At 53.3% G+C, this 25,455-nt stretch carries 22 protein-coding genes; 14 read left to right on the top strand and 8 right to left on the bottom strand.

All coding sequences use genetic code 11. The annotated features are described in order from the left end of the window. The first annotated feature begins 69 nt into the window (after window positions 1-69). The 3 genes from JMI88_RS37640 to JMI88_RS37630 all read left to right on the top strand — a co-directional run bounded on the left by JMI88_RS37640 (window position 70) and on the right by JMI88_RS37630 (window position 2,279). On the top strand, window positions 70-1,263 hold the full coding sequence (locus JMI88_RS37640) for a cytochrome P450 (RefSeq protein WP_201367238.1): 1,194 nt from the start codon (window positions 70-72) through the stop codon (window positions 1,261-1,263). A 229-nt stretch (window positions 1,264-1,492) separates the two neighbouring features. After that, the gene (locus JMI88_RS37635) at window positions 1,493-1,819 is read left to right on the top strand and encodes an ArsR/SmtB family transcription factor (RefSeq protein WP_201367237.1); all 327 of its coding nucleotides are present in this window, start codon (window positions 1,493-1,495) and stop codon (window positions 1,817-1,819) included. After that, window positions 1,812-2,279 carry an SRPBCC family protein gene (locus tag JMI88_RS37630; protein WP_201367236.1) on the top strand — a complete coding sequence of 156 codons (468 nt, stop codon included), beginning with the start codon at window positions 1,812-1,814 and terminating at the stop codon, window positions 2,277-2,279. The genes JMI88_RS37635 and JMI88_RS37630 overlap by 8 nt, the downstream gene beginning before the upstream one ends. A 92-nt stretch (window positions 2,280-2,371) precedes the next feature. Here the strand turns inward: JMI88_RS37630 and JMI88_RS37625 are convergent, their stop codons facing one another. From JMI88_RS37625 to JMI88_RS37615, 3 genes are all read right to left on the bottom strand, one after another. Further along, entirely contained in the window at window positions 2,372-2,773 is a 402-nt protein-coding gene (locus JMI88_RS37625; protein WP_201367235.1) for a VOC family protein, read from the bottom strand. Window positions 2,774-3,001: 228 nt separating this feature from the next. Further along, window positions 3,002-4,306: a HEAT repeat domain-containing protein gene (locus JMI88_RS37620; RefSeq protein ID WP_201367234.1), complete on the bottom strand. Its 1,305-nt coding sequence runs from the start codon at window positions 4,304-4,306 to the stop codon at window positions 3,002-3,004. A 170-nt stretch (window positions 4,307-4,476) separates the two neighbouring features. Beyond that, on the bottom strand, window positions 4,477-5,433 hold the full coding sequence (locus tag JMI88_RS37615; protein WP_201367233.1) for an LLM class F420-dependent oxidoreductase: 957 nt from the start codon (window positions 5,431-5,433) through the stop codon (window positions 4,477-4,479). Between the two features lie 193 nt (window positions 5,434-5,626). On the opposite strand from JMI88_RS37615, the gene JMI88_RS37610 reads away from it, so the two are divergent. Both JMI88_RS37610 and JMI88_RS37605 read left to right on the top strand, forming a co-directional pair. Continuing rightward, complete coding sequence (locus JMI88_RS37610; RefSeq protein ID WP_201367232.1) at window positions 5,627-6,265, top strand: TetR/AcrR family transcriptional regulator; 639 nt, start codon at window positions 5,627-5,629, stop codon at window positions 6,263-6,265. 151 nt (window positions 6,266-6,416) lie between these two features. Continuing rightward, window positions 6,417-6,899, top strand: coding sequence for a MarR family winged helix-turn-helix transcriptional regulator (locus tag JMI88_RS37605; RefSeq protein WP_201367231.1), 483 nt, complete (start codon window positions 6,417-6,419; stop codon window positions 6,897-6,899). A 27-nt stretch (window positions 6,900-6,926) separates the two neighbouring features. On the opposite strand, the gene JMI88_RS37600 is transcribed toward JMI88_RS37605, so the two are convergent. Further along, window positions 6,927-7,493 (bottom strand): peroxiredoxin-like family protein, encoded by a 567-nt coding sequence (locus JMI88_RS37600; RefSeq protein ID WP_201367230.1) that lies wholly within the window; start codon window positions 7,491-7,493, stop codon window positions 6,927-6,929. 699 nt (window positions 7,494-8,192) lie between these two features. Here JMI88_RS37600 and JMI88_RS37595 point away from each other — a divergent pair. Further along, window positions 8,193-8,609 (top strand): group I truncated hemoglobin, encoded by a 417-nt coding sequence (locus tag JMI88_RS37595; protein WP_201367229.1) that lies wholly within the window; start codon window positions 8,193-8,195, stop codon window positions 8,607-8,609. 78 nt (window positions 8,610-8,687) lie between these two features. On the opposite strand, the gene JMI88_RS37590 is transcribed toward JMI88_RS37595, so the two are convergent. Continuing rightward, the gene (locus tag JMI88_RS37590; protein WP_201367228.1) at window positions 8,688-9,548 is read right to left on the bottom strand and encodes a pentapeptide repeat-containing protein; all 861 of its coding nucleotides are present in this window, start codon (window positions 9,546-9,548) and stop codon (window positions 8,688-8,690) included. A gap of 284 nt (window positions 9,549-9,832) precedes the next feature. Between JMI88_RS37590 and selD the strand changes: the two genes are divergently transcribed. From selD to thrS, 4 genes are all read left to right on the top strand, one after another. Continuing rightward, window positions 9,833-10,894, top strand: coding sequence for a selenide, water dikinase SelD (gene selD, locus JMI88_RS37585; RefSeq protein ID WP_201367227.1), 1,062 nt, complete (start codon window positions 9,833-9,835; stop codon window positions 10,892-10,894). A 215-nt stretch (window positions 10,895-11,109) separates the two neighbouring features. Beyond that, complete coding sequence (locus JMI88_RS37580; protein WP_201367226.1) at window positions 11,110-11,553, top strand: MarR family winged helix-turn-helix transcriptional regulator; 444 nt, start codon at window positions 11,110-11,112, stop codon at window positions 11,551-11,553. 25 nt (window positions 11,554-11,578) lie between these two features. Further along, window positions 11,579-12,511, top strand: a complete 933-nt coding sequence (locus JMI88_RS37575; protein WP_201367225.1) for a TIGR03621 family F420-dependent LLM class oxidoreductase — start codon at window positions 11,579-11,581, stop codon at window positions 12,509-12,511. Between the two features lie 980 nt (window positions 12,512-13,491). Continuing rightward, window positions 13,492-15,354 (top strand): threonine--tRNA ligase, encoded by a 1,863-nt coding sequence (gene thrS / locus JMI88_RS37570; RefSeq protein WP_236023238.1) that lies wholly within the window; start codon window positions 13,492-13,494, stop codon window positions 15,352-15,354. Window positions 15,355-15,807: 453 nt separating this feature from the next. Here thrS and JMI88_RS37565 read toward each other — a convergent pair whose 3' ends face one another. The 3 genes from JMI88_RS37565 to JMI88_RS37555 all read right to left on the bottom strand — a co-directional run bounded on the left by JMI88_RS37565 (window position 15,808) and on the right by JMI88_RS37555 (window position 20,389). Next, complete coding sequence (locus JMI88_RS37565; RefSeq protein WP_201367224.1) at window positions 15,808-16,518, bottom strand: hypothetical protein; 711 nt, start codon at window positions 16,516-16,518, stop codon at window positions 15,808-15,810. A gap of 246 nt (window positions 16,519-16,764) precedes the next feature. Then, window positions 16,765-18,375, bottom strand: a complete 1,611-nt coding sequence (locus tag JMI88_RS37560) for a hydantoinase B/oxoprolinase family protein (protein ID WP_201367223.1) — start codon at window positions 18,373-18,375, stop codon at window positions 16,765-16,767. A 4-nt stretch (window positions 18,376-18,379) separates the two neighbouring features. Next, the gene (locus tag JMI88_RS37555; RefSeq protein WP_201367222.1) at window positions 18,380-20,389 is read right to left on the bottom strand and encodes a hydantoinase/oxoprolinase family protein; all 2,010 of its coding nucleotides are present in this window, start codon (window positions 20,387-20,389) and stop codon (window positions 18,380-18,382) included. 480 nt (window positions 20,390-20,869) lie between these two features. On the opposite strand from JMI88_RS37555, the gene JMI88_RS37550 reads away from it, so the two are divergent. From JMI88_RS37550 to JMI88_RS37535, 4 genes are all read left to right on the top strand, one after another. Then, window positions 20,870-22,024, top strand: coding sequence for a HoxN/HupN/NixA family nickel/cobalt transporter (locus tag JMI88_RS37550; protein WP_201367221.1), 1,155 nt, complete (start codon window positions 20,870-20,872; stop codon window positions 22,022-22,024). A 215-nt stretch (window positions 22,025-22,239) separates the two neighbouring features. Further along, window positions 22,240-22,983, top strand: a complete 744-nt coding sequence (locus JMI88_RS37545) for a phytanoyl-CoA dioxygenase family protein (protein WP_201367220.1) — start codon at window positions 22,240-22,242, stop codon at window positions 22,981-22,983. 56 nt (window positions 22,984-23,039) lie between these two features. Continuing rightward, entirely contained in the window at window positions 23,040-23,897 is an 858-nt protein-coding gene (locus tag JMI88_RS37540) for a helix-turn-helix transcriptional regulator (RefSeq protein WP_201367219.1), read from the top strand. Between the two features lie 139 nt (window positions 23,898-24,036). Then, a complete protein-coding gene (locus tag JMI88_RS37535) occupies window positions 24,037-25,359 on the top strand; it encodes a serine/threonine protein kinase (protein WP_201367218.1) in 1,323 nt (440 codons plus the stop codon). The last annotated feature ends 96 nt before the right edge of the window (window positions 25,360-25,455 follow it).

The raw sequence follows: 25,455 nt of genomic DNA, 5'->3' as shown, positions 1-25,455 counted from the left end.
TGCTGACGTACATGATTATTAGATAAGAGATTGGACCCGGAATCCAGGCCCACAAAGGAGTAATGTATCATGGTTGTATCACCTTCAAATCTCTTAGACCAGGTGCTCGACTATGCCAATCGCGCCAATCCCTATCCTATTTACGCCAAAATGCGCAAGCACCCGGTCCAGGTGCAGACAGATGGGCGCTATATTGTGAGCAGCTACGAGCTGGTTGATGCGATCTTACATGATCCACAGATGAGCGTGGACATGCGCAAGAGCAACGAACCAGGCGTCCGTATAGAGCAGGAGGAGCCGGGCTTCGTCTTTCAAGACCCACCCAAACACGATTGGTTGCGCCACCAGGTGATGAGTAAGTTTACGCCCGAGCTGATCAGTGGCTTGCAGCCCCGACTGGAGGAGATCGTCAAAGAGTTGCTGGACGCACAGCGCCCCAATCAGCGCATGGATATCGTGGACGACCTGGCCTACCCACTGCCGGTGACCGCCATTTGCGAACTGCTGGGAGTGCCGCGCGCAGACGAGCCAAAATTCCACATCTGGTCCAGCATGATTATCAAAGGCACCAACCTCGGCAAAGATCCCGTAGCAGTCCAGGAAGCAATGCAAGGGAGAGATCACCTCAACCATTATATGGGGGAGCTGATCGATAAATTACAGCGTCAGCCCGCACCAGGACTACTCTCAGCATTGATCCACGACACCACCTATGAGAAGCGCATGAATAAAGCCGAGCTGGTCACGACGGCTGTGCTGCTGCTGATCGCCGGCCACGAAACCACGGTCAACCTGATCACCAACAGTATGCTCACCCTCTTGCGCAATCTGGCCTCATTCGAGCTACTGCGCCACAAACCAGAGATCCTTTCTAATCTTATCGAGGAGGTACTGCGCTACGAGCCACCTGTCCAGTTCACGATCCGCACACCCCTCACCGATGTCACACTGGGAAAAGTCAAAATCCCCAAAGGAGCCATTGTCATGGTCATGAATGCGGCCGCCAACCGCGATTCGGCGCGTTTTCAGGACCCCGACCGTTTTGATCCGTTGCGCCCGAACATCGCACATTTTGGCTTTGGTGGTGGCATTCACTATTGCGTCGGGGCACCGCTGGCCCGGCTCGAAGCTTATATTGCCCTGAGCGCCCTGGCTCGCCGCATGCAGAATCCCAGGCTGCTCCAGGATCCGCCGCCCTATCGCGAAAGTCCTGCCCTGCGTGGCCCCCGCCACCTGCTTGTCAGCTACGACCATATTGCTTGAAAGCTGCCGGGCCGATTGGCCCACTACAGAACAGGCAGTCAGTTAGCCTGGTCCTATAGTTGTAAAAGAAGGCACAAGCCTTTTGAAACCAAAATCTCCAGGTGCCCCATTTGGAACCCAGCCCAAATGGGGCACTTGACGAGTAGGAACATTCCTACGTATAATGAGGGCAACTCAAATTGGTAGGAAATATCCTACCAATCATCCAGATCCAAAGAGGAGGCGACGTATGAGCGATCCCATTGATGAGGTTTTCGCCGCTCTAGCCAACCCGACGCGACGGGAACTCTTGCGTCTGCTTCGCGACGAAGGGCAACAGCCCGTTCAGCAACTGGCGAACCACTTTGCCATGCAACGGCCGAGTATCTCGGAACATCTGAAAGTGCTTCGGGATGTTGGGTTAGTCAGCGAACAAAAGCAGGGACGACAGCGCTATTACTCCTTACAAGGAGCTCTGCTTCAAGAGCTTCAGGAGTGGTTAGCACCCTACGAACAGTTCTGGAAGGACCGGATCGCCAACTTAGAGGTATTACTTGCAGAGGAGAACCATGACTGACTTTTGTACCATTCGCACCGACCAGTTTCTACCCTATCCGCCAACCCAGGTCTGGAAAGCGTTAACTGATCCAGATCTGCTAGCTCGGTGGCTGATGCCAAACGACTTTCGACTTGCCGTTGGACATCATTTCACGTTCAAAAACTTTCCCATTCCCGCAGTCTCGTTCGGAGGCACAGTTTATTGTGAGGTGCTTGACTTTGAGGTGGAACGAAGATTACGCATCAGTTGGGTCGATCGCGGAGAGGAGAATGGACTGAACTCGACCGTGACCTGGCGTCTAGAACCTGAAGGCAACGGGACTCACCTGTTCCTGGAACATGCTGGGTTCGATCCTAATCATCCACTTCAACAGTTGGGATACAAAATGATGAGCCAGGGCTGGGGCCGCATTGTTGGGCAGCGCATGGCTAAGGTACTCGCCGAAGATTCCATGTCCGTTCCACCAGAAGGCATCTGAGCTTCACCCAGGCCGACTGGTGGGCAAATCTCACTTCGGGCATTTACCCGCGAAGCCGCGATGGCCTCGTTCTTTGGCCATCGCGACTTCGCTTAATTCTCTGGCTTCGATTCAATGGACTGGTTAATCTCCCAGAGGTTGCCTTCGGGATCGGAAAAGTGCGCTGTACGCAGCCCCCAGGGCTGATTGGTTGGGGGTCTGAGAAACGTGACTCCCTTTGCCTTGAACGCCTCGTATACGGCATCGACATCCTCAACACCAACGGCCAGCAGCCCCCGGGGTCCTCCTTCGATCTTCAGTGCACTGGTCTCCACACCGATCAGTTGTGCGGCGGATGAGATCTCCAGCAGGAGAACATACTGGTCTCCCAATTGAAAAGTGACAGAAACGGAATCGTTATATGTCATCTGAAGCCCGAGCGTGTCTTGATAAAATGTCGTACATCTGGCCAGATCTCGTACGAACAATACCGTCGCGACTATTCTGTGAATCATTGTTTCCACCTCTTTTTTCTTTATCGAGTCAGCACTCATGCTCATAGCAAGTGGGGTTATGCATCTCTTCGTTTCATCATGAACAAAGTGGATGTGCTCGACAAGCAACAGTGTAGCGCAGAAAGGGGGACAAAACTTCTCCGATCTTGCTCTTTTTACATGGGTCTACCATGCGTGCGTGGTGCCATCATGCGTCTTGCTCGGGAGTGATTAAAGATATGCGACGCCTTACCTGTGCTCATCCTGAGGCGGGCTGAGCCTGTCCAGTGCTTTACGAACGGCAGTTCGGACCCTCGGGTCTGGATCGTGAAGGACGGCGGCGAGTGGCTTTGCAGCACGAGCGTTCCCAATCCTGGCCAGCGCTTTGGCGGCGGCCCTACGCTGCGATGTTGAACCTTGCTGCAAAAGCTTGATGAGCGGTTCAAGCGCCCGGCCATCCCCCACCTGGCAAAGGGCTCCGAGCGCTGCCTGGCGCACCGATATGCGGCTATCTTGCACAACGGACAGCAGCGGATCTATCGCCCGGGCGTCACAGATCTGACCCAGTGCCCTGGCGGCGGCCGCGCGCAGGTGTCCGGATCGCGCCGTGAGCGCCGTACAGAGCACCTCAATGGCTGCTGGATCGCCTAACAGTCCAAGCGCCCTGGCCGCCGCCAGGCGCAGAACAAGGGATTTCTCACCCAACACGGCACACAACGGCTCTACGGCCCGGACATCACCAAGCAGGCTCAGAGCATAGATGACCTTTTTCCGATCCCACATCGACAGACTGATATGCGCCAGAAGGGCCAGCAGCGGTTCCACAGCGCGCCGCTCTTTAAATTCTCCCAACGCCCAAAACAGGCCCTCGGGCAGGTCTGACAGCTTCTCATGCTGACGTGCTGCTTGTGAGACACGCGCGAGTGTCTCTTGCAAAGCGGCCAGCAGCGGCTCTACCGCGCGCCGGTCTTGTAATTGACCCAGCGCGCGTGCTACCTTATCCTGCATGTACCAGGAGGTGCCGGGCAGGACGGCAATGAGCGGTTCTACCGCACGCGGGTCCCCAAGCATTGCCAGGGCACCGATCATCATCTCCAGATCGTGTGTTGGAACGAGCAGCGCCCCTCTCGCTGCTGCCTCTGATCGACGGCGAGCAATTTCCTCCTGGAAGACTGCCAGCAGCGGCTCTACCGCGCGATAATCATGCAGCAAACCCAGCGCGAGCGACGCTGAACTTTGGGCCTTCGCGTCGCGCAGAACAGCAATCAGTGGTTCCACCGCACGTGCATCCCTGTTGAAGATCAGCGCGTATGCAGCTACCGACCGCACACGACTATCCACATCGGATAGAGCCACCAGTAGCGGCACTCGCACTTGCTCATCTCGCCGTTGTGCCATTTGATTGACCGTTTCGCGGCGGCATTCAGGGTCCGGGTGAGTGAGAGTCAACAACAACTCAAGCACTTCCTGGTCCTCGCTCGGATTTATCCAGGTGGACGCGATCTTATAAACAGTGGTCTGCTCAAACGATGATGGAGGACTAAGATGATCCATGAAAGATCCTTATAATTTTATTCTATTATCCCACATCAATACACTTAATGCAGCAATATAGTGAATAAAACAACATATGACCATTGCTAACAATGGCAAGGAGCAGAGCAAACGTATCGTAACAGGGTAGCATTCACCTGCAAGAAGCTCCTTAGATCAGGAGCAAACAATCAGGCAATGAACTCTTGCGCGAAGCGCCGAATCGCATCCTGCTGGTTAAGGCCTGGGAATCGGAGCATGAGCTCCTGCACGCCCGCATCTTCATAGGCAGCAATACGGTCGCGAATCGTGGCGGGACTGCCAATCAGCGCGGCATCACCGAAGACGGCTCGTACGCTCGCGGACGCTTTCGCCAGCGCCTGCTCATCGGTATCCGCGATGATACAATACGACCCCGAGGTACGATAAATGCTCTGGTAGTCGCGGCCCACGCTCTCGCAATGCGCTTTGAGCACCGCGAACTTGTTCTTGAGCGTGGCTGGATCGCCGTGAATGTTACAGGCATCATCATACTGTGCCACCAGCTTGAGTGTGACTTGCTCACCATTGCCAGCAATTAGCAGAGGAATATGAGGCCGCTGAACCCCTTTGGGCTGATTGATGGCGCCCCGCACCGTATAAAACTTTCCTTCAAAGGTAGCCTCTTCCTGCGTCCACATGGCCAGGAGGATCTGGACCGCTTCGCGCAATTGCCGCGATCGCACAGGCACATCAGGATAATCATAGCCATAGGCGCGCGCCTGAGCCTCAAGGGCGGGCGAGCCCGAGCCGATCCCCACCGTAAGTCGGCCGTGGCTCATCACATCGATGGTACTGGCCATCTTCGCCAGCAGCGCCGGGGAGCGAAACAGATTGCCAGAGACAAGCTGACCGATGCGCACACGCTGCGTGTCGCGCGCCAGCGCAGCCATCGTGCTCCAGCACTCGAAAAGAAACTCCTGTGATACATCTACCCCGGAAAAGTCGCCGGGCCAAAAGACATCGGACACCCACAGAGCATCGAAGCCCACCTCCTCGGCGGTCTGAGCCACGCGCGTCATAGACTCATAGGCCTCTACAGGATCTTTCATGCCAGCCAGTTCATTAGTTGCGCCATTAGGTAAGATCACACTAAATTTCATTGTCATGCCAGATACCTCTTTTCCATTTTCAGATAAGATTATGTCCTCGCTCAATCTCAAACGATATGATAACCTATCGTATCATTACAGATCGAGCAGGTCAAGAACAAGAAAATATGTTAGAATAGAATCTCTCGTATCATCTGTTCCGCGACAAGCAGAATAGATCCAATCCAGCGATGAAGAACGGAGGAAGAGCATGCGCACGTGGTCTGAGGATCACCCCAAGGCTCGTCTGCTTGAGCGCAAACAAGAAGCCATTAAAGTGGCGGCCAGGGCCCTGTTTCTGCAACATGGCTATGCCAACACAACAATGGAAATGGTGGCGGCCCAGGCTGGCGTTTCCATTATGACCCTCTATCGCCATTTTCGCGGGAAGGATGTCCTTTTCCAGGCGGTGATTCAATATCTGTGCAGCCCGAAAGAGAACAAAAAACAAAAAATGTTATGGCAGGAAGATCCTGCAGAGGTGCTGCGTCGCCTGGGACAGCTACGGCTCGCCTATGCCCTCAATCCAGATGAGGTCGCTCTTTATCAGGTCATCCTGGGTGCGATGGAACACTTCCCAGAAGTGGGGCGCATGTATTATCAGTTGAACGTTGAGAAGGTACGGGATAGGCTAAGCCAGTACTTCCAGGAACTCGATCAACAGGGGCGCCTGCACATTCCCGATCCTGACTTCTCAGCGCAGGCTTTTTTAACCCTGCTGCAAGGGCCGCTCATCGAGCGCGCGCGCCTGGGCGTGGGACCCGTTCCCACCAAAGAGATAATCGAGCAGCATGTCGATGCCTGTGTCTCATTCTTCCTGGCAGCCCACCAGATCAAGCGAGGCGATTGAGCACCTTTTCGTCTCTCGATAGAAGAGGCCGTCTTCTTGAGAGAAGGACTGAAACCTCAGGCAAACGGCCCTGGTCGTGCTATACAAGGTTGCGAAATTCTAGATATTATTTGATATTCTGAGAAAAGCAGACCAGGAGAAAGTAAATAGCATGAGCGAAGATGCAGGCCAGTACGATGCGCTGGTACAGAGACGACAGGAGAATATCGGTAGATATTTCTGGCGCGCACATCGCGCCTTTGTGGCGCTATCGGTGCGTAAGCTAGCGGCACGCGGACACACAGGACTGGCGCCGGCCCACGCGACCCTCATCTCTCACCTCGATACCGAGGGAACGCGCATCACGACGCTGGCGGAGCGCATGCACATAACCAAGCAGGCCGCTGGACACCTGGTAGCAGACCTGGCGGAAAAAGGCTATATCGCCAGCGCCGCAGACCCGACCGATCGGCGCGCGGTGCTGATCACCTTCACAGAGATGGGCTGGCGCTTTCTCCGCGATGCCTACGAGCTCAAAGGCGAAATCGAGACGGAATTCATTGATATCCTGGGCAAAGAACGCTATGAGCAACTCCGCGAAACACTCAACGATCTGCTAACGCATATCGAAGACGAAAGAGACGACGTAAAATAACCTCCGATCATTATTATTGTTGCTTTTTCAATTACGAACGCTCAGGGCCTCTTCGATCTCCGCCAACGAGAGATGGTCGCCGATAAGGTCAGAGTAGAAAGCCCGCTGGATACGCTGGTCAGGCCCGATCAGAAAGTCTGCAGGCATGCGATGAAAGTTTGCACCATCCTCATGGGTAAGCTCATAGCCAATGGCGGCGGCATCCTGGATCATCTGCTGGATCTCTGGAGTTCCAACCCGGGCCACGCTGGCCTGCGCCTTCTCCTGCGAAACCTCGACGCCATACAGATCATAGAGCTGCGCGCCCGGATCAACAATAATAGGAAACGGCACGTCCTGTCTGGATGTCACATACTGCTTGATACTGGCCACCGGCGACTCAAAGACGGCCAGCATCTCCAATCCATGCGCATACAGCTCTGGATAACGCTTTATCAGCTGGTGGACGCGCAAATTGCAGAGCGCACAACCACCATTGCGCAGGAAAGAAAGTAGAACAAACTTACCCTCATAAGCGCGTAAATCGATACGCTCCCCGAAAACATCCTCCGCCTCAAAGTGAGGCGCAACCATCCCTGTTTGTAGTTTCATCATATTTTCCTTGGCAACTTCTTATATATCAAATATATCAAATTTAGACAACTATATTTACCAATCCATATAGTAAATATAGTTGTCTAAATTGTCAATACCGAAGCAAACTTTTTGCCTTTATAGCCTGAATTTTTGTTCCGTGTTACTATTCATAAATAGGAATCTCTACAAAAACGGGGGAGATCAGTCCTTACAGTTATAGTTTTTTGGGGCGATGCCCCTGTGATCATGGCTCTTGGGCTTGAACATCCCCTCTGCGAGGGGACGGTATCGCTTGTCAAAGGAACAAATCGGGCGCAAGGCCCGAACCTATTGGGATCATGGGTGTTGAATGTTTCATCGCATGGACCATTGAAATGTATCAAGGAAAATGACACTCATAGGTTCGGGCCTTGCGCCCGATTTTTCGCTCACATATGAAAATGTTCAAGAAACGACATCATGTTTCCATTCATCAGCCAGCAGAACAATAAAAAACCTACGCAATCGCAATTTTAAGCGTTATTCAGATAGCGCAAAGAGACGATAAGCTGGCCAGTACCCAGAATCTGGACCATACCTGACGATTCGAGATCAGCAAATTTATTATCAGGGTTAGATAGCCATTCGAGACTATAACCTGATTTGTGTTTTCCTTGTACACTATCTTTTGAGCGATCTAATTCCGTGCATCTTGTTACTTTCGAAAAGGGGATCGCTATGCAAAACCCAGAAACAGTGACGCTTTATGATCGACTCGGTGGGGTGTATAACGTCGCTACTGTCGTTGATGATTTCATTGACAGAATCATGGTTGATCCAAGGCTAAATGCCAATCCTCACGTGAATGAAGCCCACCATCGCGTGTCACCAGCAGGGTTTAAATACCTTGTGACTGAAATGGTTTGCTCGGCAACAGGTGGCCCACAAAGCTACAGCGGGCGTTCCATGGGTGACTCCCACAGGCATCTCATGATCAATTCCCACGAGTGGGAGGCCTTTATGGATGACTTTCATCAGACGCTCGATAAGTTCAACGTGCCCCAGGCTGAGCAAGAAGAACTGGTTACGATAGTAGAAAGCACACGCGAAGCTATTGTCATCGCACCCTTGCAAGAGAATCCCGGAGGTGGCTAGATATAATACGCTGCTCCAGATCATAGACAGGAAGTGGCTGACATCTTTTGGAACAAACCTTTTATTTTTGGTGACTAGCTACTCTGTTGGTTCATCTTGCTGATAGCTTGAGCATAGCCGATGGGCAAACCCGATCCATAAAGCATGGATTTCTTGTTCACTATAGCTGGTGCTGGCTTGAGCCAGCCAGCCATCAAAAAGCGTGCGCGCATGGGCAAAAGTAAAGCCTTGCGGAAACAGTTTGCGCACCTCGCGGGGATCTGACTCCGCAGGCAGTGCTTGCTCACCCAGGTGCATGGCTTCCTGATCAGAGAGCGCTGGCCGGGATGGCGTAGATGCTGGTTGAGTCTGGGCCGCTAGTGGTTGCGTAGAGGATCTGGCCCTCTGTCCAGGATGCATCCTGTCGCTGAAGAGCGCACCACCATGTAAGATTGCTCTCCTCAATTCGGGTCCATACAACTGGGCCGTACTCAAATCTGCTCCTCGCAAGTTTGTGCCATACAGCACGGCATCGCGCAAGTCGCTCCCATTTAAGTCAGCATTGTGGAGGTCCAGATCGGACAAATCAAATTCGCGCAAATCCAGGTTCTTGAGGGTCGCATAGCTCAGTTTGGCCCGGCGCAAATTCACGCGCTCCGCCGCCTCTTCACCTAAATGCGCACCGGTCAGATCGGCCCCATCCAGATCGGCCTCGCTGAGGTTAGCCGCCTGGAGATGCGCACCACTGAGATTGGTGCCGCGTAGGTTGGCTCCCTGGAAGTTGGTGCCCCGCAGGTTCGCCCCACGCAAATCTAAATAGGATAGATTGCTATACTCTAGATGCTGGGAACTCAAGTTCAATTGTGCCGGACTCTTCACTTTGCTCAAGAGCAACTCAACGTCCTGCCGCGTCAAATGAGAGGAGGACTGCCCCGTTCCTGCTGGTCTGTCAATGCTCATGCTACGCTCCCTGTCGTCCCAAAAAGCTCTGCTACGTATAAAGGATCAGGCAAAAAAGTGACCTGTCCACACACTCTGATTATATAAGATGCGCACCTATCCTACCCAACATCTTTTCCGTCGAAATGTTACCTCAGCCTTCGTTACCAAAACACAAAAGGGGAAAATATGTGCCCAATGTTCGGTATTGGATACAAAAACAGGTGGCTTTTATTGGAACTATCGCCAGGCGAGTAGTACAATCAACACTAAGACTTGTTAATTGTTCGAGAAAGAGTACAAATATGAGTATAGATATACCCCCAATTCGTTTGACGACCCTGGCCGGGAGCGCCGGCTGCGCAGCCAAAATGGGTCCGCAGAATCTGGCTCAGGTTGTGAGTCCTTTGAAACAGACCAGCGTGCCGCTGGACCTGCTGGTCGGGCTGGATGCGATCGATGATGCCGCCGTCTACCGCTTGAATGATCAGCAGGCGGTCATCAGTACCGCGGACTTCTTTCCACCGGTCGTGGATGATCCTTATAGCTATGGTGCCATCGCGGCTGCTAACGCGGTCAGCGACATCTATGCGATGGGTGGCAAAGTACTAATGGCCATCAACCTGGTCGCATGGCCCGACGACCTGGATCCAGCCATCTTGCGCGAAGTCTTGCGCGGAGGCTCTGATATTATCGCTCAGGCAGGCGGAGCCATCGCTGGCGGGCACACCATCATTGATAACGAACCCAAATATGGACTATCGGTCACTGGACTGGTGCATCCGGACCACATCCTGACCAAAGGTGGAGCGCAACCCGGTGATATCCTGGTGCTGAGCAAGCCACTGGGAGCGGGATTGATTACGACCGCCCAGAAACGCAACAAGGTTTCTGACGAAGATATCCAGGCGGCGATTGCCTCAATGACACGTCTGAACCTTAAGGCCAGTGAGGCCCTGGTCGCCGCTGGCGCAGGGGTACATGCCGCCACCGACGTGACCGGCTTTGGCATCATGGGGCACGCCCGTGAGATGGCCATCCAGAGCCTGACCAATATGCGCTTCGAACTGGAAGCCTTCCCGCTGCTCCAGAATGCCCGCCACTATGCCGAACTCGGCTGCATCCCAGGCGGCGCCCAGCGTAACAAAACCTTTTTAGAGGCACACGTATGCATTCGTGAAGGCATCGACCCGGTCGACCAGGCCATCCTCTGGGATCCCCAGACCTCCGGCGGACTCTTCGCGGCCGTCGACCCGGCAGTCTGGCCGCAACTGGCCGCACAAGCTCCCGATGTCACCTTCTGGCGCATCGGCGAGGTAACCGACCGGGTTGACAATGAATCCGAAGTCGTCCTGGAAGTGCGCTAAAAACGAACATTTAAACAGGTAACTGGCAATTTTCCCTGGCCAGTTGCCTGTTTTGTATTTGGTGTAGTTTTTTTGTCCCTCTTGACATTACTCATCACAGGAGATATCATTGGCATGCCAACAATTTTGTTGGCATGCCAATGATATGAAAGGAGGTATGAAACATCGATATACTTCGCAGTCCTGGTTTCTTGATCAATCAACTCGCTCATCTAATGGCGAATCAGTTTGAACGCCAATTGCGCAGGCACGGCGTTACCGTTTCCCAATGGGCAATTCTCGCAGTGCTTTGGACACGTGATGGGATAGCACAAGTAGAGCTACAACATCTGCTTCACCTTGATGGGGCAACTGTGACAGGACTTGTCAAACGGATGACGCGTTGGGGAGTTGTGCGCCAGGAGAGAGATCCGGCCGACAAGAGAGTTCAACGCGTGTATCTGACCGAGCAGGGAAAGCAATTAGAAAGCCTGCTGATTCCAGAAGCGGAATGCGTGAATGCACAGGCGCTGCAGGGATTTACTGAAGAGGAAGTTGCTTTCCTGATCGACTTCCTCTCACGTGCTTGTGCCAACATGCAGAAAACAAGTGTGAAGGAAAGGCGAATCTCTTTTTCCAGGGAGAGCTCTGATGGAGGCGAGAACAACACTATTCTATAAAACAGCAGAAAAGGAGAAAATGAAGATGCAGCGACCATTTCGTTTTGGCGTAATCTGTGGAGCGTTCTCATCGGCTGCGAACTGGAGAGAACAAGCTCGCAAGATAGAAGATCTCGGATATTCAACGCTATTGGTACCAGACAGCCTCCATATGATGTTTGATCCACTTGTTGCTCTCACTATTGCTGCCGATGCCACGACCACCCTTCGCATAGGAAGTTATGTGTTCTGTAACGATTTCCGGCATCCAGCCCTCCTGGCTAAAGGGGTGGCAACACTCGATAGTTTGTCTGGAGGACGCTTCGAATTTGGTCTTGGAGCAGGTTATAGTGTTGCCGATTATAACCTCGCGGCTATTCCATATGATAGTGCTGGGGTACGTATCAATCGTTTTGAAGAATCCATTCAGGTGATGAAACAGCTCTTTACGCAAGAAGCCGTTACTTTTCATGGTAAATACTATACGCTGAACGATATGCAAGCGCCTCTGAAGCCCATCCAGAAACCTTATCCTCCCATCTTTATTGGCGGGGGCGGCAAACGCATGCTTTCTATTGCGGCGCGAGAAGCCAGTATCATCGGCATCAATGCTATCAATAAGGCGCAGGGTATGGATGTCACAGATTCGACTCCCCAGGCTCTGGAGCAAAAAGTAGCATGGATTCGTGAGGCAGCGGGAGAACGCATCAACGATCTGGAACTTGCCTGCCCTGTCTTTCGTATGGTCCTGAGCGATAGCCGAGGACAGAGTGACCAGGTATTCCAAAGGGGAGGGCCAGTGATGGCGAGTGAGTTGGGCTCCGTTCAAGAGTCGATGCATACACTGGTAGGTAGCATCGATCAGATCGTTGAAACATTGTTGGAACGACGTGAACGGTACGGTATCTCTTATATTCAGATCACCGCAAACCTGCTGGATGCCTTCACCCCGATTGTCTCTCGTTTGGCAGGGCAATGAGATCTGTTGGAGTGACACCCCGGCTGGTAGCATCAGGAAGGAATGTGCCAGGATATTTCATCTCCCCAAACCGGCACGCGGGTGTTACCTGATATACTCCAGGAGCCGTTCATAAAAAGATGGACATTAATTACGCACCAGGCTGGCAATAAAATGATCATAAGAACGAGGGTCAGATAAAAAATAATTGCGAGACCATATGAAATACGCTCGGCATTCAACACAATTACCATCCCCCTTCTTATGCACTCACACTCATCTTTAAGCCATCAGTATTTTTAAATTAATCTATTAATACATTGAATTATAGCATAAGATTGATATTTGGATAAATCAGTAAAAAGGCGTTTTTTAAGCTGCATATTATGTTTGCCAGTCAGGCCGTCTACCATCCAGACATACCCTGACAGACAAATTTCTTGGAGTATAGACACTGCCGGTGTTTTATGCTATAGTCGCTTCAGTACGTCATTTAAGCTACACAACAATTTCAATAGAAGCTGGCATGGCTTGAGACAATGTCATCGCTTTTTGTGTTGACAGAGAAGGACAATCCAGGCTGTAAGTTGTCCTGAACACACCCGATGGATACCACTCAAGAAGCTTCTCTTCCAGGTATGCTGGAGAGCGGTGAGCCTCCGTTAATGGGCTGTAGAGGTTCGTTGTGCCGGCAGGCAGGATCAGTCAGGCTGGTAGAATGAATGAATTGTGGGTGGAACCACGGATGAGTGAGCTCTTTCGTCCCCGGTGTGGGATGAGGGAGTTTTTTTGTTGGCGCAAAATCGCCAGCAGGTCCACGCAAAAATATGTAAAGTGCATAGGCAGGCTCTATATACTGTACACAGCGCAGGCTCCGGCGTCGTCATGCATGAAGATTGCCAGAGTAGTTTGCCCGGTTAAGAAACGATTCTGAATGAAGCGCAGCAATAGTAAATACTACTGCTTACGATATATATGTTGTAGTGAGAAAGGGAAACAATATGAGTACTTCAATGAAAGTATCTGAGGAACAAGCACAGTTTGAACTGGATCGCATGCGCCATTCCACAGCCCACTTGATGGCTGCGGCGGTTCAACTCCTATGGCCCGAGGCAAAATTTGGGGTTGGCCCGGCCATTAAAAATGGATTCTATTATGATATCGAGCTGCCCGTTGCCCTGACCCCCAAGGACATGGAGCGGATTGAGATCAAGATGCGCGAGCTGAAAAACAAGAAGCTTCCCTACCAGCGCATTGAGATGGATATCGACGCTGCCATTGAGGAAATGAGCAAGCGCAATCAACCCTATAAAGTAGAGCTCTTGAACCTGCTTAAGGAGCGCGGCAGCACCGCCGTTATTGAAGAGACAGGCGACAGCGAAGCGGTAGGCGTGAGCAGCGATCAGGGTGTGGACAAGGTGTCGTTCTACCAGACCGGCCATTTTGTCGATCTGTGCCGTGGACCACACGTAGATACAACCAGTCAGATTGGCGTGTTCAAGCTGATGAGCATCGCTGGCGCCTACTGGCGCGGCGACGAGAAGAATCCGCAGCTGCAGCGCTTGTATGGAACCGCCTTCAACAGCAAAGAGGAACTGGATCATTATCTCTGGTTCCTGGAAGAGGCCAAGAAGCGCGACCATCGCCGGCTGGGACAGGAATTAGACCTGTTTACGTTCTCAGACCTGGTGGGAGGTGGCCTGCCACTCTTCACACCGAAGGGCACCATCATCCGTGACCTGCTGGAGGAGTTCGTGCAGTCGCTGGAGAAGCCCCATGGCTATCAGCGCGTCCGCATTCCGCACATCACCAAGAGCGATCTATACAAAGTGTCGGGTCACTGGGACAAGTTCCAGGAGGATATCTTCCATGTCAGCGGCAAAAGTGGCGAGGACTTCTGCATTAAACCGATGAACTGTCCGCACCACACCCAGATCTACGCCAGCCGCATGCGCAGCTATCGCGAGCTCCCCATCCGCATGAGCGAGGTCACCGCTGTCTATCGCGACGAGTTGCCAGGCACCCTGCAAGGCCTCTCACGCGTCCGTGCCATCACGCAGGATGATGCCCACGTCTTCTGCCGCTCCGACCAGGTAGCTGAGGAGGCCATGCGCATCTTCTCGATCATCGAGGGCTTCTATAAACCCTTTGGTATGGAACTCTCAATTCGGCTCTCGCTCTGGGACGAGACGCATCCAGAGAAATATCTGGGCACACCGGAAACCTGGAACAACGCCCAGGAGCAGCTGCGCCAGGTCTTGCGCGACAAAAACGTCAGCTGGACCGAAGAGGCGGGCGAGGCCGCCTTCTATGGTCCCAAGATCGACTTTACCGCCAAGGATGCCCTGGATCGCTCCTGGCAGCTAGCAACCATCCAGCTGGACTTCAACCTGCCCGAGCGCTTCAACCTGGAATATGTGGGGGCCGATGGCCATGCCACACGCCCGGTCATGCTGCACCGCGCCATCCTGGGTTCGGTCGAACGCTTCATGTCGGTGCTGATCGAGCACTATGCAGGCGCCTTCCCAACCTGGCTGGCACCCGTACAGGCCGTGGTCATCCCAATCGCTGACCGCCACCTGGACTATGCCTACGAGGTCAAAAAGGCCCTGCAGGAGATCAGCCTCCCGAACGGCCGCATCCTGCGCGTCGAGATCGACGAGGCCCGCGAATCGATGCAGAAGAAGATCCGCAACGCCCAGATGCAGAAGATCCCGTACATGCTGGTAGTCGGCGACAAAGAGGCCGAGAATGGCACGATAGCCGTACGCCGTCGCAGCGGCGGAGACCTCGGCACCCTCCCCATCGCCGATCTCGCCGAGCGTCTCAAAACCGAGATCATCACCCGCAGCGACCTGGCGTAACCATACGTTCACATAAGCGCGGCATAGATGCCAGCGCAATAAGAAAAAAGGAACGCCCTGTAGCTTACGACCCTAGCGGTCGTTTCCGCCGCCCGCCGCGCGAGGCGACCCCACGTGCCCAAGCGATGCGGTACCCTATGGGATGAGACTTGCGCGTGGGGTACCGCATGCACGGCCAACGGTTTCGTTGCGAGGAACTGAACCGACCAGGAGCGGGGCCGCATTGCTCTCGCTCGCGGCCCAAGCGACTGTTGAAGGTCGCAGGCTACAGGGCGTTCCATTTCTCTTGATGCATTGATTTCTCGTTCTCGTTTTTTTCATTGAACGCATTGCCCACAAGGGCTACGTTAGGGTTTCATTTCCTCTTTTTTTTAATTACATGTATTGTTACTTGTGCCTTTCCCAACGGTGCACCACCACAGGCCAGCATTCCGGGGGCAAGCGAAGGCGAGCTCAGGTTAATTCCCGACGGCAAATTTGCTCTGCCAGGAGCCGTTCGCCCAGCTTACCTCCAGTGCGTAACAGCCTGCGATCGAAAAAAACAGGAAAGAGCCCCCATTCTTTCCAGCCAGCATCTACCTCCCCATGGGGGACGTACGCCAGTCCGCGAACAGTGCCAACATCCCTTTTATCCTCCCGAGGCTTCAGGACCAGTGTCTGAGCAGTTGCGACAGGAGGTGACTGGGCATCGGTCCACCACGCCAGTGCTCCCGTCTCCATGTTGCGCAGGCGTAATGTGACCGGCTGGTCATAGTTCGGTTCAACCTCCACAACCATTTTTACTCCTGGCCATTGCTGATTGCCGTATTGAGCCGTGTGGAAGATACGCTGGTAGAAACCGTCATTGATCCAGAAAGGGCCGCCACCGAGCAGCTGCACGTTACTGTTCGAGCCCAGAGAGTCGAGGTGGCGGTGCTGGGGTGGAAGACTTGTATTACAATTCTGTGGCGGTGCTGCCAGCGGCTTTGAGACGGGAGCAGGAGTGGCCACTGTGGCGGGAGCAATGCTAGCAGCCGTCGCGATAGGAGTCGGGCGCAAGGTGACTGGATTGGGATTTGTAGATGAACAGCTTATGAGCAGCAGAGCTGCCAGCAGGCAGACACAACTTCCTAAAGGGGCTCGTAGCAGATACACCAGGCGAGGAAAGAGGCGTAGAAAGATCATGCATTTCTCCTTTTTTCTTTATGCATAGAACTTTTCCGCTTTTTATAGAGTCTATTTACATATCTTGCAAACTGGCGACGCGATGCCATAATCGGGAATGGCGCGCATCGACCAGCAGCGGGATGGTGCTTCCTTCAGGATATTTCTCGGGATGTTGAATCATTATCTTTCATGCGAAACGTATTTATTCATGAATAGCCTGTATTTCTTCCTGAGAATAATCTTCTGTATTTATAATACAGTTTATCATTTTTCAGGCTTGTCGGGAAGTGAGGGTTTGCCCCAGCCACCGCCACCAGGAGAGGCGATGATCAGGCGATCGCCGGGGGCGGCCTGGATATGGGCTTTGCCGGGCAGGATGGTCTCCTGGCCGTCGTGGATCAGGCGGTTCTCTCCGCGCTGGCCGGGCTGGCCGCCCTGCAGACCGTAGGGAGAGAAGCGGCGGCGCTCGCTGAGCAGGGTGACGTCGGTAGGAACCTCAAAGGTGATCTCACGGATCAGGCCGTCGCCGCCACGATGCTGGCCCTCACCGCCAGAGCTGTCACGCAGCTGGTAGCGACTGATGCGCATCGGATAGGCATATTCAAAGGCCTCGACCGGCGTATTCAGGGTATTGCTCATATGCACATGCACGCCCGACAGGCCGTCTTGTTTGGGTCCTGCACCCATGCCGCCACCCATCGTTTCATAGTAAGCAAAGGGACGCTGGTTGCGCGGATCGATGCCACCGGCAGTAATGTTGTTCATGGTACCCTGACCAGCGGCCGGAACGACCTCTGGCAAGGCCTGAGCCAGGGCACCAAAGATGGCATCGGTGATGCGCTGTGAGGTCTCAACGTTGCCCTGGGCCACACCAGCAGGCTGGCGTGCATTGACCACGGTCCCACTGGGGGCGATTACGGTAACGGGCGAGAAGGTGCCATGATTCATGGGAGCATCGTCGGGCATCATGCAGCGCACCGCATAATAGGCGGCGGACCTGGCGACGGACGCTACAGTATTGATGTTGCCACGTACCTGGGAGCTGCTATCCGTAAAATCGACGGTCAGGCTGTTACCATGCACGGTGACGCCCACAGCGATCTTTACCGACTCTTCACTGATCCCATCATCATCCAGGTAATCCACAAAACTGTAATAACCATCGGGAATGGAGTCGATGGTAGCCCGGGTAATGCGCTGAGCATATTCGATCAGGGCGTCAACATGCTCGTCCAGCACAGGGAGGCTCCAGCGCTCGACCAGTTCCTGCATGCGGCGGATGGCTGTGCGATTGGCGGCCACCTGGGCCGTCAGGTCGCCGCGCCGCTCGTCGGGGGTACGCACATTGCGCAGCAGCAGGGTCAGCAGCGGCTGGTTCGGTTGGCCGGCATCCCACAACTTCACGGGGGGAATAATGATGCCTTCCTGGTAGATCTCGTTGGCCAGGGGCATCGAACCCGGAGACATGCCACCTATATCGGAGTGGTGGGCTCGGTTGGCAGCGAAACCAATCAGGCGCGGCTCGTGCTCGATCTCCACATAGATTGGGGCAATCAGCGTAACATCGGGCAGGTGCGAACCGCCCAGGAATGGATCGTTGAGGGCGATGATATCGCCGGACGCAAAGTGATCAAAAGTAGCGAGCGCGGAAGCCACCGAGTCGGGCATCGCCCCCAGGTGCACCGGGATATGGGCCGCCTGAGCAACCAGGCGCCCCTGAGTATCAAAGAGCGCACAGGAAAAATCGCGCCGCTCCTTGATATTTGGCGAGTAGCTACTGAGCATCAGAACCGTTCCCATCTCCTCCGCAATGGCTGTCAGGGCGCTGCGAAAAATTTCCAGGCTGATAGGGGTCACATGTGTAGTCTCGATCATGGCGTTATTTTCCTTCCACCTGCTCAAGAATAAGATTGCTTACCTCATCGACATAACTGCGCCATCCCGGCGGCAGAACCGTCGTGGTATCATATTGCACAATAATCGCCGGCCCCATCAACATAGTACCAGGTAACAGATCGGCCCGCGCATAGACAGGCGCATCATAAGAGACAACCTCACCAGCGGCTCCGGCAAAGATCACCTGCCGCTGAGAGAGTGGCTGGGCCGTCGCGTCATGTACCGCCTTCTGTCGGCGCTGTTCCGGCTTGCTGGTTACGCCACGAGCTTTGAGGCGCACATTGACCACCTGCACCAACTCGTTTGGATCATTATAGCCGAAACGCTGACCATGGGCCGCATGAAAATCCTTCACCGCCTGCTCAACATTCTGCTCGAAAGGGATACGCAGTTCATACGATTGACCGACGTAGCGCAGATCCAGGTAACGCTCAATGCGTATATTGTGGGTCGCAATATCCTCGCTGGCCAGATCCTGACGTCCCTGCTGCTCCAATTCCTTCAACACAGACTCCACCACCTCCTCAGACTCCTCCGAAGGCACCATCACGGTACGCACGTAATCCTTCAGCGTATCAGCCACCAGGGTACCCAGGGCCGAGAGCACACCGGGGACGGTAGGGACCAGCACTCTAGGAATACGCAGGGTGGCCGCCAGCTCGCAGGCGTGCAGGGGTCCGGCTCCCCCAAAGGCCACCAGGGCAAAGTCTCGCGGATCACAACCGCGCTCCACAGAAATCACGCGGATGGCCGCTTCCATATTGGCATTGACCACACGAATAATGCCCAGCGCCGCCTCTTCCGGAGTCGCATTGAGCCTGGTCGCGATCTTGTCCACCGCCTGCCGGGCCGCCTGGGAATCCAATGACATCGTGCCACCCAGGAAAGCCTCAGGCACCAGGCGACCCAGCACCACATTGGCGTCGGTAACGGTGGCCTCCGTGCCGCCATGACCATAGGCAGCTGGACCCGGATTGGCACCAGCCGAGCGCGGCCCTACCCGCAGGGCTCCTCCCGTATCAAACCAGGCGATACTGCCACCGCCCGCGCCAACCGTATGGATATCGATCATCGGCAGCTTGATCGGATAGCCGCCAACCGTCCCGTCGGTCGTCTCGGTCGCCATGCCATTGATCAGGGCCACATCGGTCGAAGTGCCACCGATATCAAACGAGATCGTCTGCTCGAAGCCGGATGCCTGGGCCGCAAAGACCGCTCCAACCACGCCAGCCGCGGGTCCAGACAGCAAGGTACGCGCCGCCTCACGACGCGCCATCGTGCTGGAGATAGAGCCGCCATTGGATTGCATGATGCGCAGCCGCGTGCGTTCTCCCAGCTCCTGTTCCAGGCGTTCCAGGTAGCGCGCAATTAAAGGTCCAATATAGGCATTCAACACTGTCGTACTGGTACGCTCGTACTCACGAAATTCAGGCAAGATGCTGGATGAGGCAGCAACATAAAAGCCGGCCTCCTGGGCCCGTTGAGAGACTCGCTGCTCATGAGCCGGATTGGCAAAGCTGAAGAGCAGCGAGATCGCCACCGCTTCCACACCAGATCTCTGCAAGGTAGCAATAGCCTGCGCCAACGATGCCTCATCCAACTCAACCATCACCTCACCGCGCTCATCCAGCCGCTCAATCACCTCCACTCGCAGCTCTCGTGGCACCAGAGGAGACACCTTTTGCGCCCCCAGGCTATAAAGCTTGGGGCGTGTCTGCCGACCAATCTCCAGGACATCGCGAAAGCCCGCCGTCGCAATCAAACCAGTGGGAACCCCCTTATGCTCCAACACAGCATTGGTCGCCACCGTCGAACCATGCACCAGCACACCCACATCCTGCAGGATTCCCATCTCATTCAGTCCCTGCAGAATAGCCCGCGAAGGGTCCTCAGGCGTCGAAAGCACCTTATGAACTTTAAAGTCCCCATCCTGTAACAGGACAATATCAGTAAATGTGCCACCGGTATCAACCCCAACCAGCAGGTTTGTCATACATAACTCCTCATCATGTATATAATAGGCCCAGGCAGCCGCCTGGCATTCGCGATCCATAAAGAAAACTACACATATCAATAGTAAACAAAAAAGAGGATTTCCCCAATACCCCCCAGACAACAGCCCCATTGCATAACTACATATCAGCTTGCAGACAGGTACGCGCAGGCGAAAATCAGGCTCACAATAGTTATACCCGGCTGCTCACGAAATGCGGAAACGCAAAAAAAACATGGAAAAATACCATCCGAATACCAAAGCGATCGTCGTCAATAAAGAAGTGCTAAATTATGTTATTTGCGAAAAATTTGCAATAGCCTATGGTTAGCGAGTATACTTTGATGGTGCGCCTGTAGCACAAAATCAACAGGTCACTTGTGAGAATGAACTGGAAGAGTCCACCATAGGTGCGGCGATTCTTACTGCTGGCAGCTAGCAGTCAGTTCATGGATTTAAAAGCTTAAGGGAGAACGTTTCATGAGTCGTACTCGTGGTGCCGTCAAGAGCAGTTTTGGATTTTCAGCCCTGACACATGTGTTTAATGATAGTTCACAGGATGTGCGCAGTAAGATCATCGGCATCTATACATTTCTTATTTTGCTTAACCTGGTCGTCTGGATCCTGGCGCTGGTAGCATTCAGCGGAGCCATGGCGACGCTGGGACTGGCGATCACCGCCTATACGTTTGGCCTGCGCCATTCTGTCGATGCCGATCATATATCAGCGATCGACAATGTCACACGTAAGCTCATGCAAGAGAAGAAGCGACCGGTAGCAGTAGGCTTCTTCTTCTCCCTGGGACACTCCACAGTCGTCTTTGGGCTCTGCATCGTCATCGCCATTACTGCCAGCGTCATCAAAGATTTCGACGCACTCAAAAACATCGGCGGCTTCATCGGTGCCTCTGTATCCGCAATCTTTCTTTATCTCATTGCACTGCTGAATGTCGTCATTCTCTGGGACATCTTCAAAACCTTCCAGAAAGTGAAGCGTGGCGAGGAATATAACGAACAGACACTCAATGATAGCCTCAACCAGCGCGGCTTAATGGCCCGCTTCTTCGGTCCATTGCTGCGAGCCACCGATAAAAGCTGGAAGATGTATCCAATCGGAGTGTTGTTTGGCCTGGGCTTCGACACCGCCACCGAAGTTGGCATCATGAGCTTAACCGCGCTACTGGCCACCCAGGGTCATTTGCCCATCTGGACCATCCTGCTCTTCCCACTGTTATTTATGGCGGGTATGTGTCTGATTGATACCACCGACGGCATTTTGATGCTAGGCGCCTACGGTTGGGCCTTCGTCAAACCGGTGCGCAAACTCTACTACAACCTCAACATTACCCTGATTTCGGTGCTGGTCGCCTTTGTCGTCGGCACCATTGAAGTATTGGGCATCATCAGCAACGCCCTCAATTTGTCGGGACCATTCTGGAGCCAGGTAGGCAACCTGAATGATAATTTTGGCTTTATCGGCTACGTCATTATTGGTATCTTTGTCGTCAGCTGGATAGTATCCACCATCATCTATAAAGTCAAACGCTATGATAATCTGGAAGTCCCGGCTGCCCAGGCTCCGGTCAATCCAGTTGTAGCAGACGAACCAGCACCTTCAGGCGTGGCTAACCGCTAGGGTCCCGACCAATCAGGTAGTTATCAACATACCTGCAAAGATCGAGCGGATATTCCTGTTCGAGGAATATCCGCTTTTTGATTACCCACAACTACCGAAGATATGCATATTCTTCCCCAAAATAGGCAGAGTATTTTCAGCAAGCCGGAGGTATACTTTTAAGTATCAATGAATGATACCGGTAGAGGTAATATGAGCTCAAGGAGGATACATCTATGGCTAAATTGGTTACCCCTCTATCACCCCAGGATGTGGCATACTACCGAGAGAATGGCTACCTGCTCTATCACCATCAACTCTTTTCCGAAGAAAAGTTTGCTCGTTTACATGCCATTTTTGAGGAGCACCTGGCTCAGAAGGGCTCCAAACTTTCCGATGAGCTGGACGTCCCGCACTTTCGCGATCCCCGGCTGCTGGATTTCTTATTGAGCGACGAGGTGCTGGACCTGGTCGAACCAATCATTGGACCAGATATCTTTTTGTGGGCCAGCCATTTTATCTGTAAAGATCCGTATACAGGCCGCACGACGCCCTGGCATGAGGACTCCGCCTACTGGAACGGTCGGGTCAACAATTATGAGAAGATCATTACAGTCTGGCTAGCCCTGGATCGCAGCAACGATGAGAACGGCTGCATGCGCGTCATTCCTGGCAGCCACAACAATGGCTTCTCAGAGTATGAGAAGGTAGACTCGGCGACCAATACATTTGGCAGTCAGATTAAAAATCTGGATGACTCGCGGGCGGTCTCGTTTGTGCTGGAACCTGGTGAATGCTCGCTGCACGATTCGCGCATCATGCATGGGGCCAACGCCAATACCAGCCAGTATCGACGCTGTGGCTACACGATGCGCTACATGTCAGCCGATACCAAAATTATTCCAGAGCGTAACGTTGGACACAAACTCTGGCTGGCCCGAGGCAAAGATAGAACTGGCAATAGCTATGTAAACGCCTGATAGGAAGGAAAGAGGGGGCTGCGGAGAAGCAGACCCCCTCCACACAATAGGACAAGATGCGCCACACGCCACTGCGACGGCTGAGCAGCACCGACCACATGGGTCCAGATCTGCCGCTACACATCTACCGGCAATCGCTTCACGGCCACAATGGAGCCGGAGGTGTCCACTGGCACGAGTTCTACGAGGTCGGCTTTATCCTGTCGGGCGAGGGACAGCATATCCTCAATGGCACGGCATATCCGGTCCAGCGCGGCAGCTGCTTCCTGCTGACTCCAGCAGACTTCCACGATCTCACGCCCGCCAGTGGCGAGACGCTGGAGCTGTTCGACGTGGTCTTTCTGGCCGATGTGCTGCAGGGAGAGGTCTATCGACTGCTCTTTCACGCCTTGAAAAACTATCGCCTCGACTTTGCGCAGGCCGAGGCGCACCAGATGGAGCAAGAGTTTCAGCGTCTCTATCGCGAGTCAAACTCTCATCAAATTGGCGCTGAATTGATCATGATTGGGACCCTGGAACGCATCTTGATCGATCTGCTGCGCCATAGCCGACACGACAGCCAGAATCCGATTGAGGACACCACGGCTACACGGCATCAGAAGCTGAGCATGAGTCTAATCTATCTGCACCACCATTTTCGCGAGCCGCTAACTCTCAAGGATGTGGCCCTCCAGGTTCACCTCTCACCAACCTATTTCAGCGAATATTTCCACCAGGTCTATGGCATAACCTTTCAGCACTACCTACAGGATTTACGCCTGCGCTTCGCACACTCCCTGCTCACCAGCAGTACCATTCCCGTTTCGCACGTCTATGCCGCCGCCGGATTTCAAACCCTGTCGCATTTCGAGCGTGCATTCAAGCAAAAGTTTGGCCACACCCCACGCCAATGCCGCCAGGATAAACATATATAAGAAAAATGTGGAAAACTGTGGACGGTAGCTAAAAATTATGAACACAAATATCCATAAAAAGAGCACTACATGTGGTAGAATACATATATAAGATAAGGGAGAATAGCAACCCATGCCAGCGGCAGGAGCACACAAGCTGATGAACAACGAAATAATCAGTAACTACCGCATCGAGGAAAAAATTGGCAGTGGAGGATATAGTCGTGTTTATTGGGCGAGCCACATCAGCGAGAAAGAAAAAGTAGCGGCCATTAAAATTTTTCAGGAATATGTAGATACACCTGAGGCAAGAAAAAAGTTTGAGCAAGAGGTGCACTTCTTGCTTAAATTGCGCCATGAGCATATCGTACCAATCGTGGGGTATGGTATTCAATATATCAAGAGCGAAGACGCGCTCCGTCCTTATTTGATCACAGAACTGGCTCCCTATGGTTCCCTGCGTGATTTGATAAACGATATGGATGGGCTTCCATTTCCACAAGAACAGGCACTCAAGATTATCACACAGGTAGGTGAAGCCTTGCGCTATGCACATGAGCATGATATTGCCCATCTGGATATCAAGCCAGAAAATATTCTATTCAAAACACCAGATCATATCTGGCTGGCTGACCTTGGCATCGCCGTAGTATTGAAATCAACGCGCACTCGTGATGGAGGTATCGCCGGTACCTATGCATATATGGCACCAGAGCAATTTGAAAACAAGGTCAGTAAAAATAGCGATCAGTACGCTCTGGCTTGTATCGCTTATGAATTGCTAACTGGATCTCACCCTTTTGATACGACCGAGCCTCGTTCATTGATGTATCAACATATTTACGTACAACCAGTATGGCCCGCCAAATATAATTCTGAAATTCCCCGTGCAGTTTGCCAGGTACTACTCAAAGGATTGGCTAAAGAGCGCTCCGAGCGCTATGAGACGGCTGCAGAATTTGTGAGAATAATAAATTTAGCCTATAACACAAGCAACCGAAGAGCGCGTAGATATCTGCCTGACGAATCAGCATTGTACACCTGGGATCCTGATCAACAGCCGAAGGTGCTGCGGGCCAAGAGACTACCGCCAGATAGGAACAATAACCGTCGTGCAGACAATCCTCCGCGCATCATCAATCGTCCTGTATATCGCCCTCCACATGACATATATCGTCCTGTTAATAATCCTGCCAACCATGCCGCCTATCAGCCGCCGTCGTCGCGCCTCGAAGGCCATGCCCAGCATATGAATAATCAAATCGTCCACCACCGGCCGGCCAGCTATCCATCGGCTCGCCCCCCACGCCCTATAGCCGGCGTCTGCCACGGCAACCGCCGCGCACGCGAGTACAAGAATTTATCAGTCGCCCGCAGTTTCTTTCAGTTCAACCATCCACCTATTTGCGTCAGCATTATAGCAGTGGGCAATCGCAGTACAAGAACTGGTTTAAGGTCGGCTACATATGGCTGGCGCCGTTGATGTTTTTACTGGCCTTGATCGTTTATCTACTCCCGCTGGTAATCTCATCCTTCGCCTATACGCTTCAGCTCCAGATCATTGATTGTGTGGGCCTGT

This window comes from Dictyobacter formicarum, assembly GCF_016587435.1.
The sequence above is the reverse complement of the archived record's forward strand: the minus strand, read 5'-3'. Positions and strand labels throughout refer to the sequence as shown.

Bases quoted from the DNA above. Each gene is read 5' to 3' on its own strand.
- JMI88_RS37640 (WP_201367238.1), top strand. From the start codon at position 70: ATGGTTGTATCACCTTCAAATCTCTTAGACCAGGTGCTCGACTATGCC.
- JMI88_RS37635 (WP_201367237.1), top strand. From the start codon at position 1,493: ATGAGCGATCCCATTGATGAGGTTTTCGCCGCTCTAGCCAACCCGACG.
- JMI88_RS37630 (WP_201367236.1), top strand. From the start codon at position 1,812: ATGACTGACTTTTGTACCATTCGCACCGACCAGTTTCTACCCTATCCG.
- JMI88_RS37625 (WP_201367235.1), bottom strand. From the start codon at position 2,773: ATGATTCACAGAATAGTCGCGACGGTATTGTTCGTACGAGATCTGGCC.
- JMI88_RS37620 (WP_201367234.1), bottom strand. From the start codon at position 4,306: ATGGATCATCTTAGTCCTCCATCATCGTTTGAGCAGACCACTGTTTAT.
- JMI88_RS37615 (WP_201367233.1), bottom strand. From the start codon at position 5,433: ATGACAATGAAATTTAGTGTGATCTTACCTAATGGCGCAACTAATGAA.
- JMI88_RS37610 (WP_201367232.1), top strand. From the start codon at position 5,627: ATGCGCACGTGGTCTGAGGATCACCCCAAGGCTCGTCTGCTTGAGCGC.
- JMI88_RS37605 (WP_201367231.1), top strand. From the start codon at position 6,417: ATGAGCGAAGATGCAGGCCAGTACGATGCGCTGGTACAGAGACGACAG.
- JMI88_RS37600 (WP_201367230.1), bottom strand. From the start codon at position 7,493: ATGATGAAACTACAAACAGGGATGGTTGCGCCTCACTTTGAGGCGGAG.
- JMI88_RS37595 (WP_201367229.1), top strand. From the start codon at position 8,193: ATGCAAAACCCAGAAACAGTGACGCTTTATGATCGACTCGGTGGGGTG.
- JMI88_RS37590 (WP_201367228.1), bottom strand. From the start codon at position 9,548: ATGAGCATTGACAGACCAGCAGGAACGGGGCAGTCCTCCTCTCATTTG.
- selD (WP_201367227.1), top strand. From the start codon at position 9,833: ATGAGTATAGATATACCCCCAATTCGTTTGACGACCCTGGCCGGGAGC.
- JMI88_RS37580 (WP_201367226.1), top strand. From the start codon at position 11,110: ATGGCGAATCAGTTTGAACGCCAATTGCGCAGGCACGGCGTTACCGTT.
- JMI88_RS37575 (WP_201367225.1), top strand. From the start codon at position 11,579: ATGCAGCGACCATTTCGTTTTGGCGTAATCTGTGGAGCGTTCTCATCG.
- thrS (WP_236023238.1), top strand. From the start codon at position 13,492: ATGAGTACTTCAATGAAAGTATCTGAGGAACAAGCACAGTTTGAACTG.
- JMI88_RS37565 (WP_201367224.1), bottom strand. From the start codon at position 16,518: ATGATCTTTCTACGCCTCTTTCCTCGCCTGGTGTATCTGCTACGAGCC.
- JMI88_RS37560 (WP_201367223.1), bottom strand. From the start codon at position 18,375: ATGATCGAGACTACACATGTGACCCCTATCAGCCTGGAAATTTTTCGC.
- JMI88_RS37555 (WP_201367222.1), bottom strand. From the start codon at position 20,389: ATGACAAACCTGCTGGTTGGGGTTGATACCGGTGGCACATTTACTGAT.
- JMI88_RS37550 (WP_201367221.1), top strand. From the start codon at position 20,870: ATGAGTCGTACTCGTGGTGCCGTCAAGAGCAGTTTTGGATTTTCAGCC.
- JMI88_RS37545 (WP_201367220.1), top strand. From the start codon at position 22,240: ATGGCTAAATTGGTTACCCCTCTATCACCCCAGGATGTGGCATACTAC.
- JMI88_RS37540 (WP_201367219.1), top strand. From the start codon at position 23,040: ATGCGCCACACGCCACTGCGACGGCTGAGCAGCACCGACCACATGGGT.
- JMI88_RS37535 (WP_201367218.1), top strand. From the start codon at position 24,037: ATGAACAACGAAATAATCAGTAACTACCGCATCGAGGAAAAAATTGGC.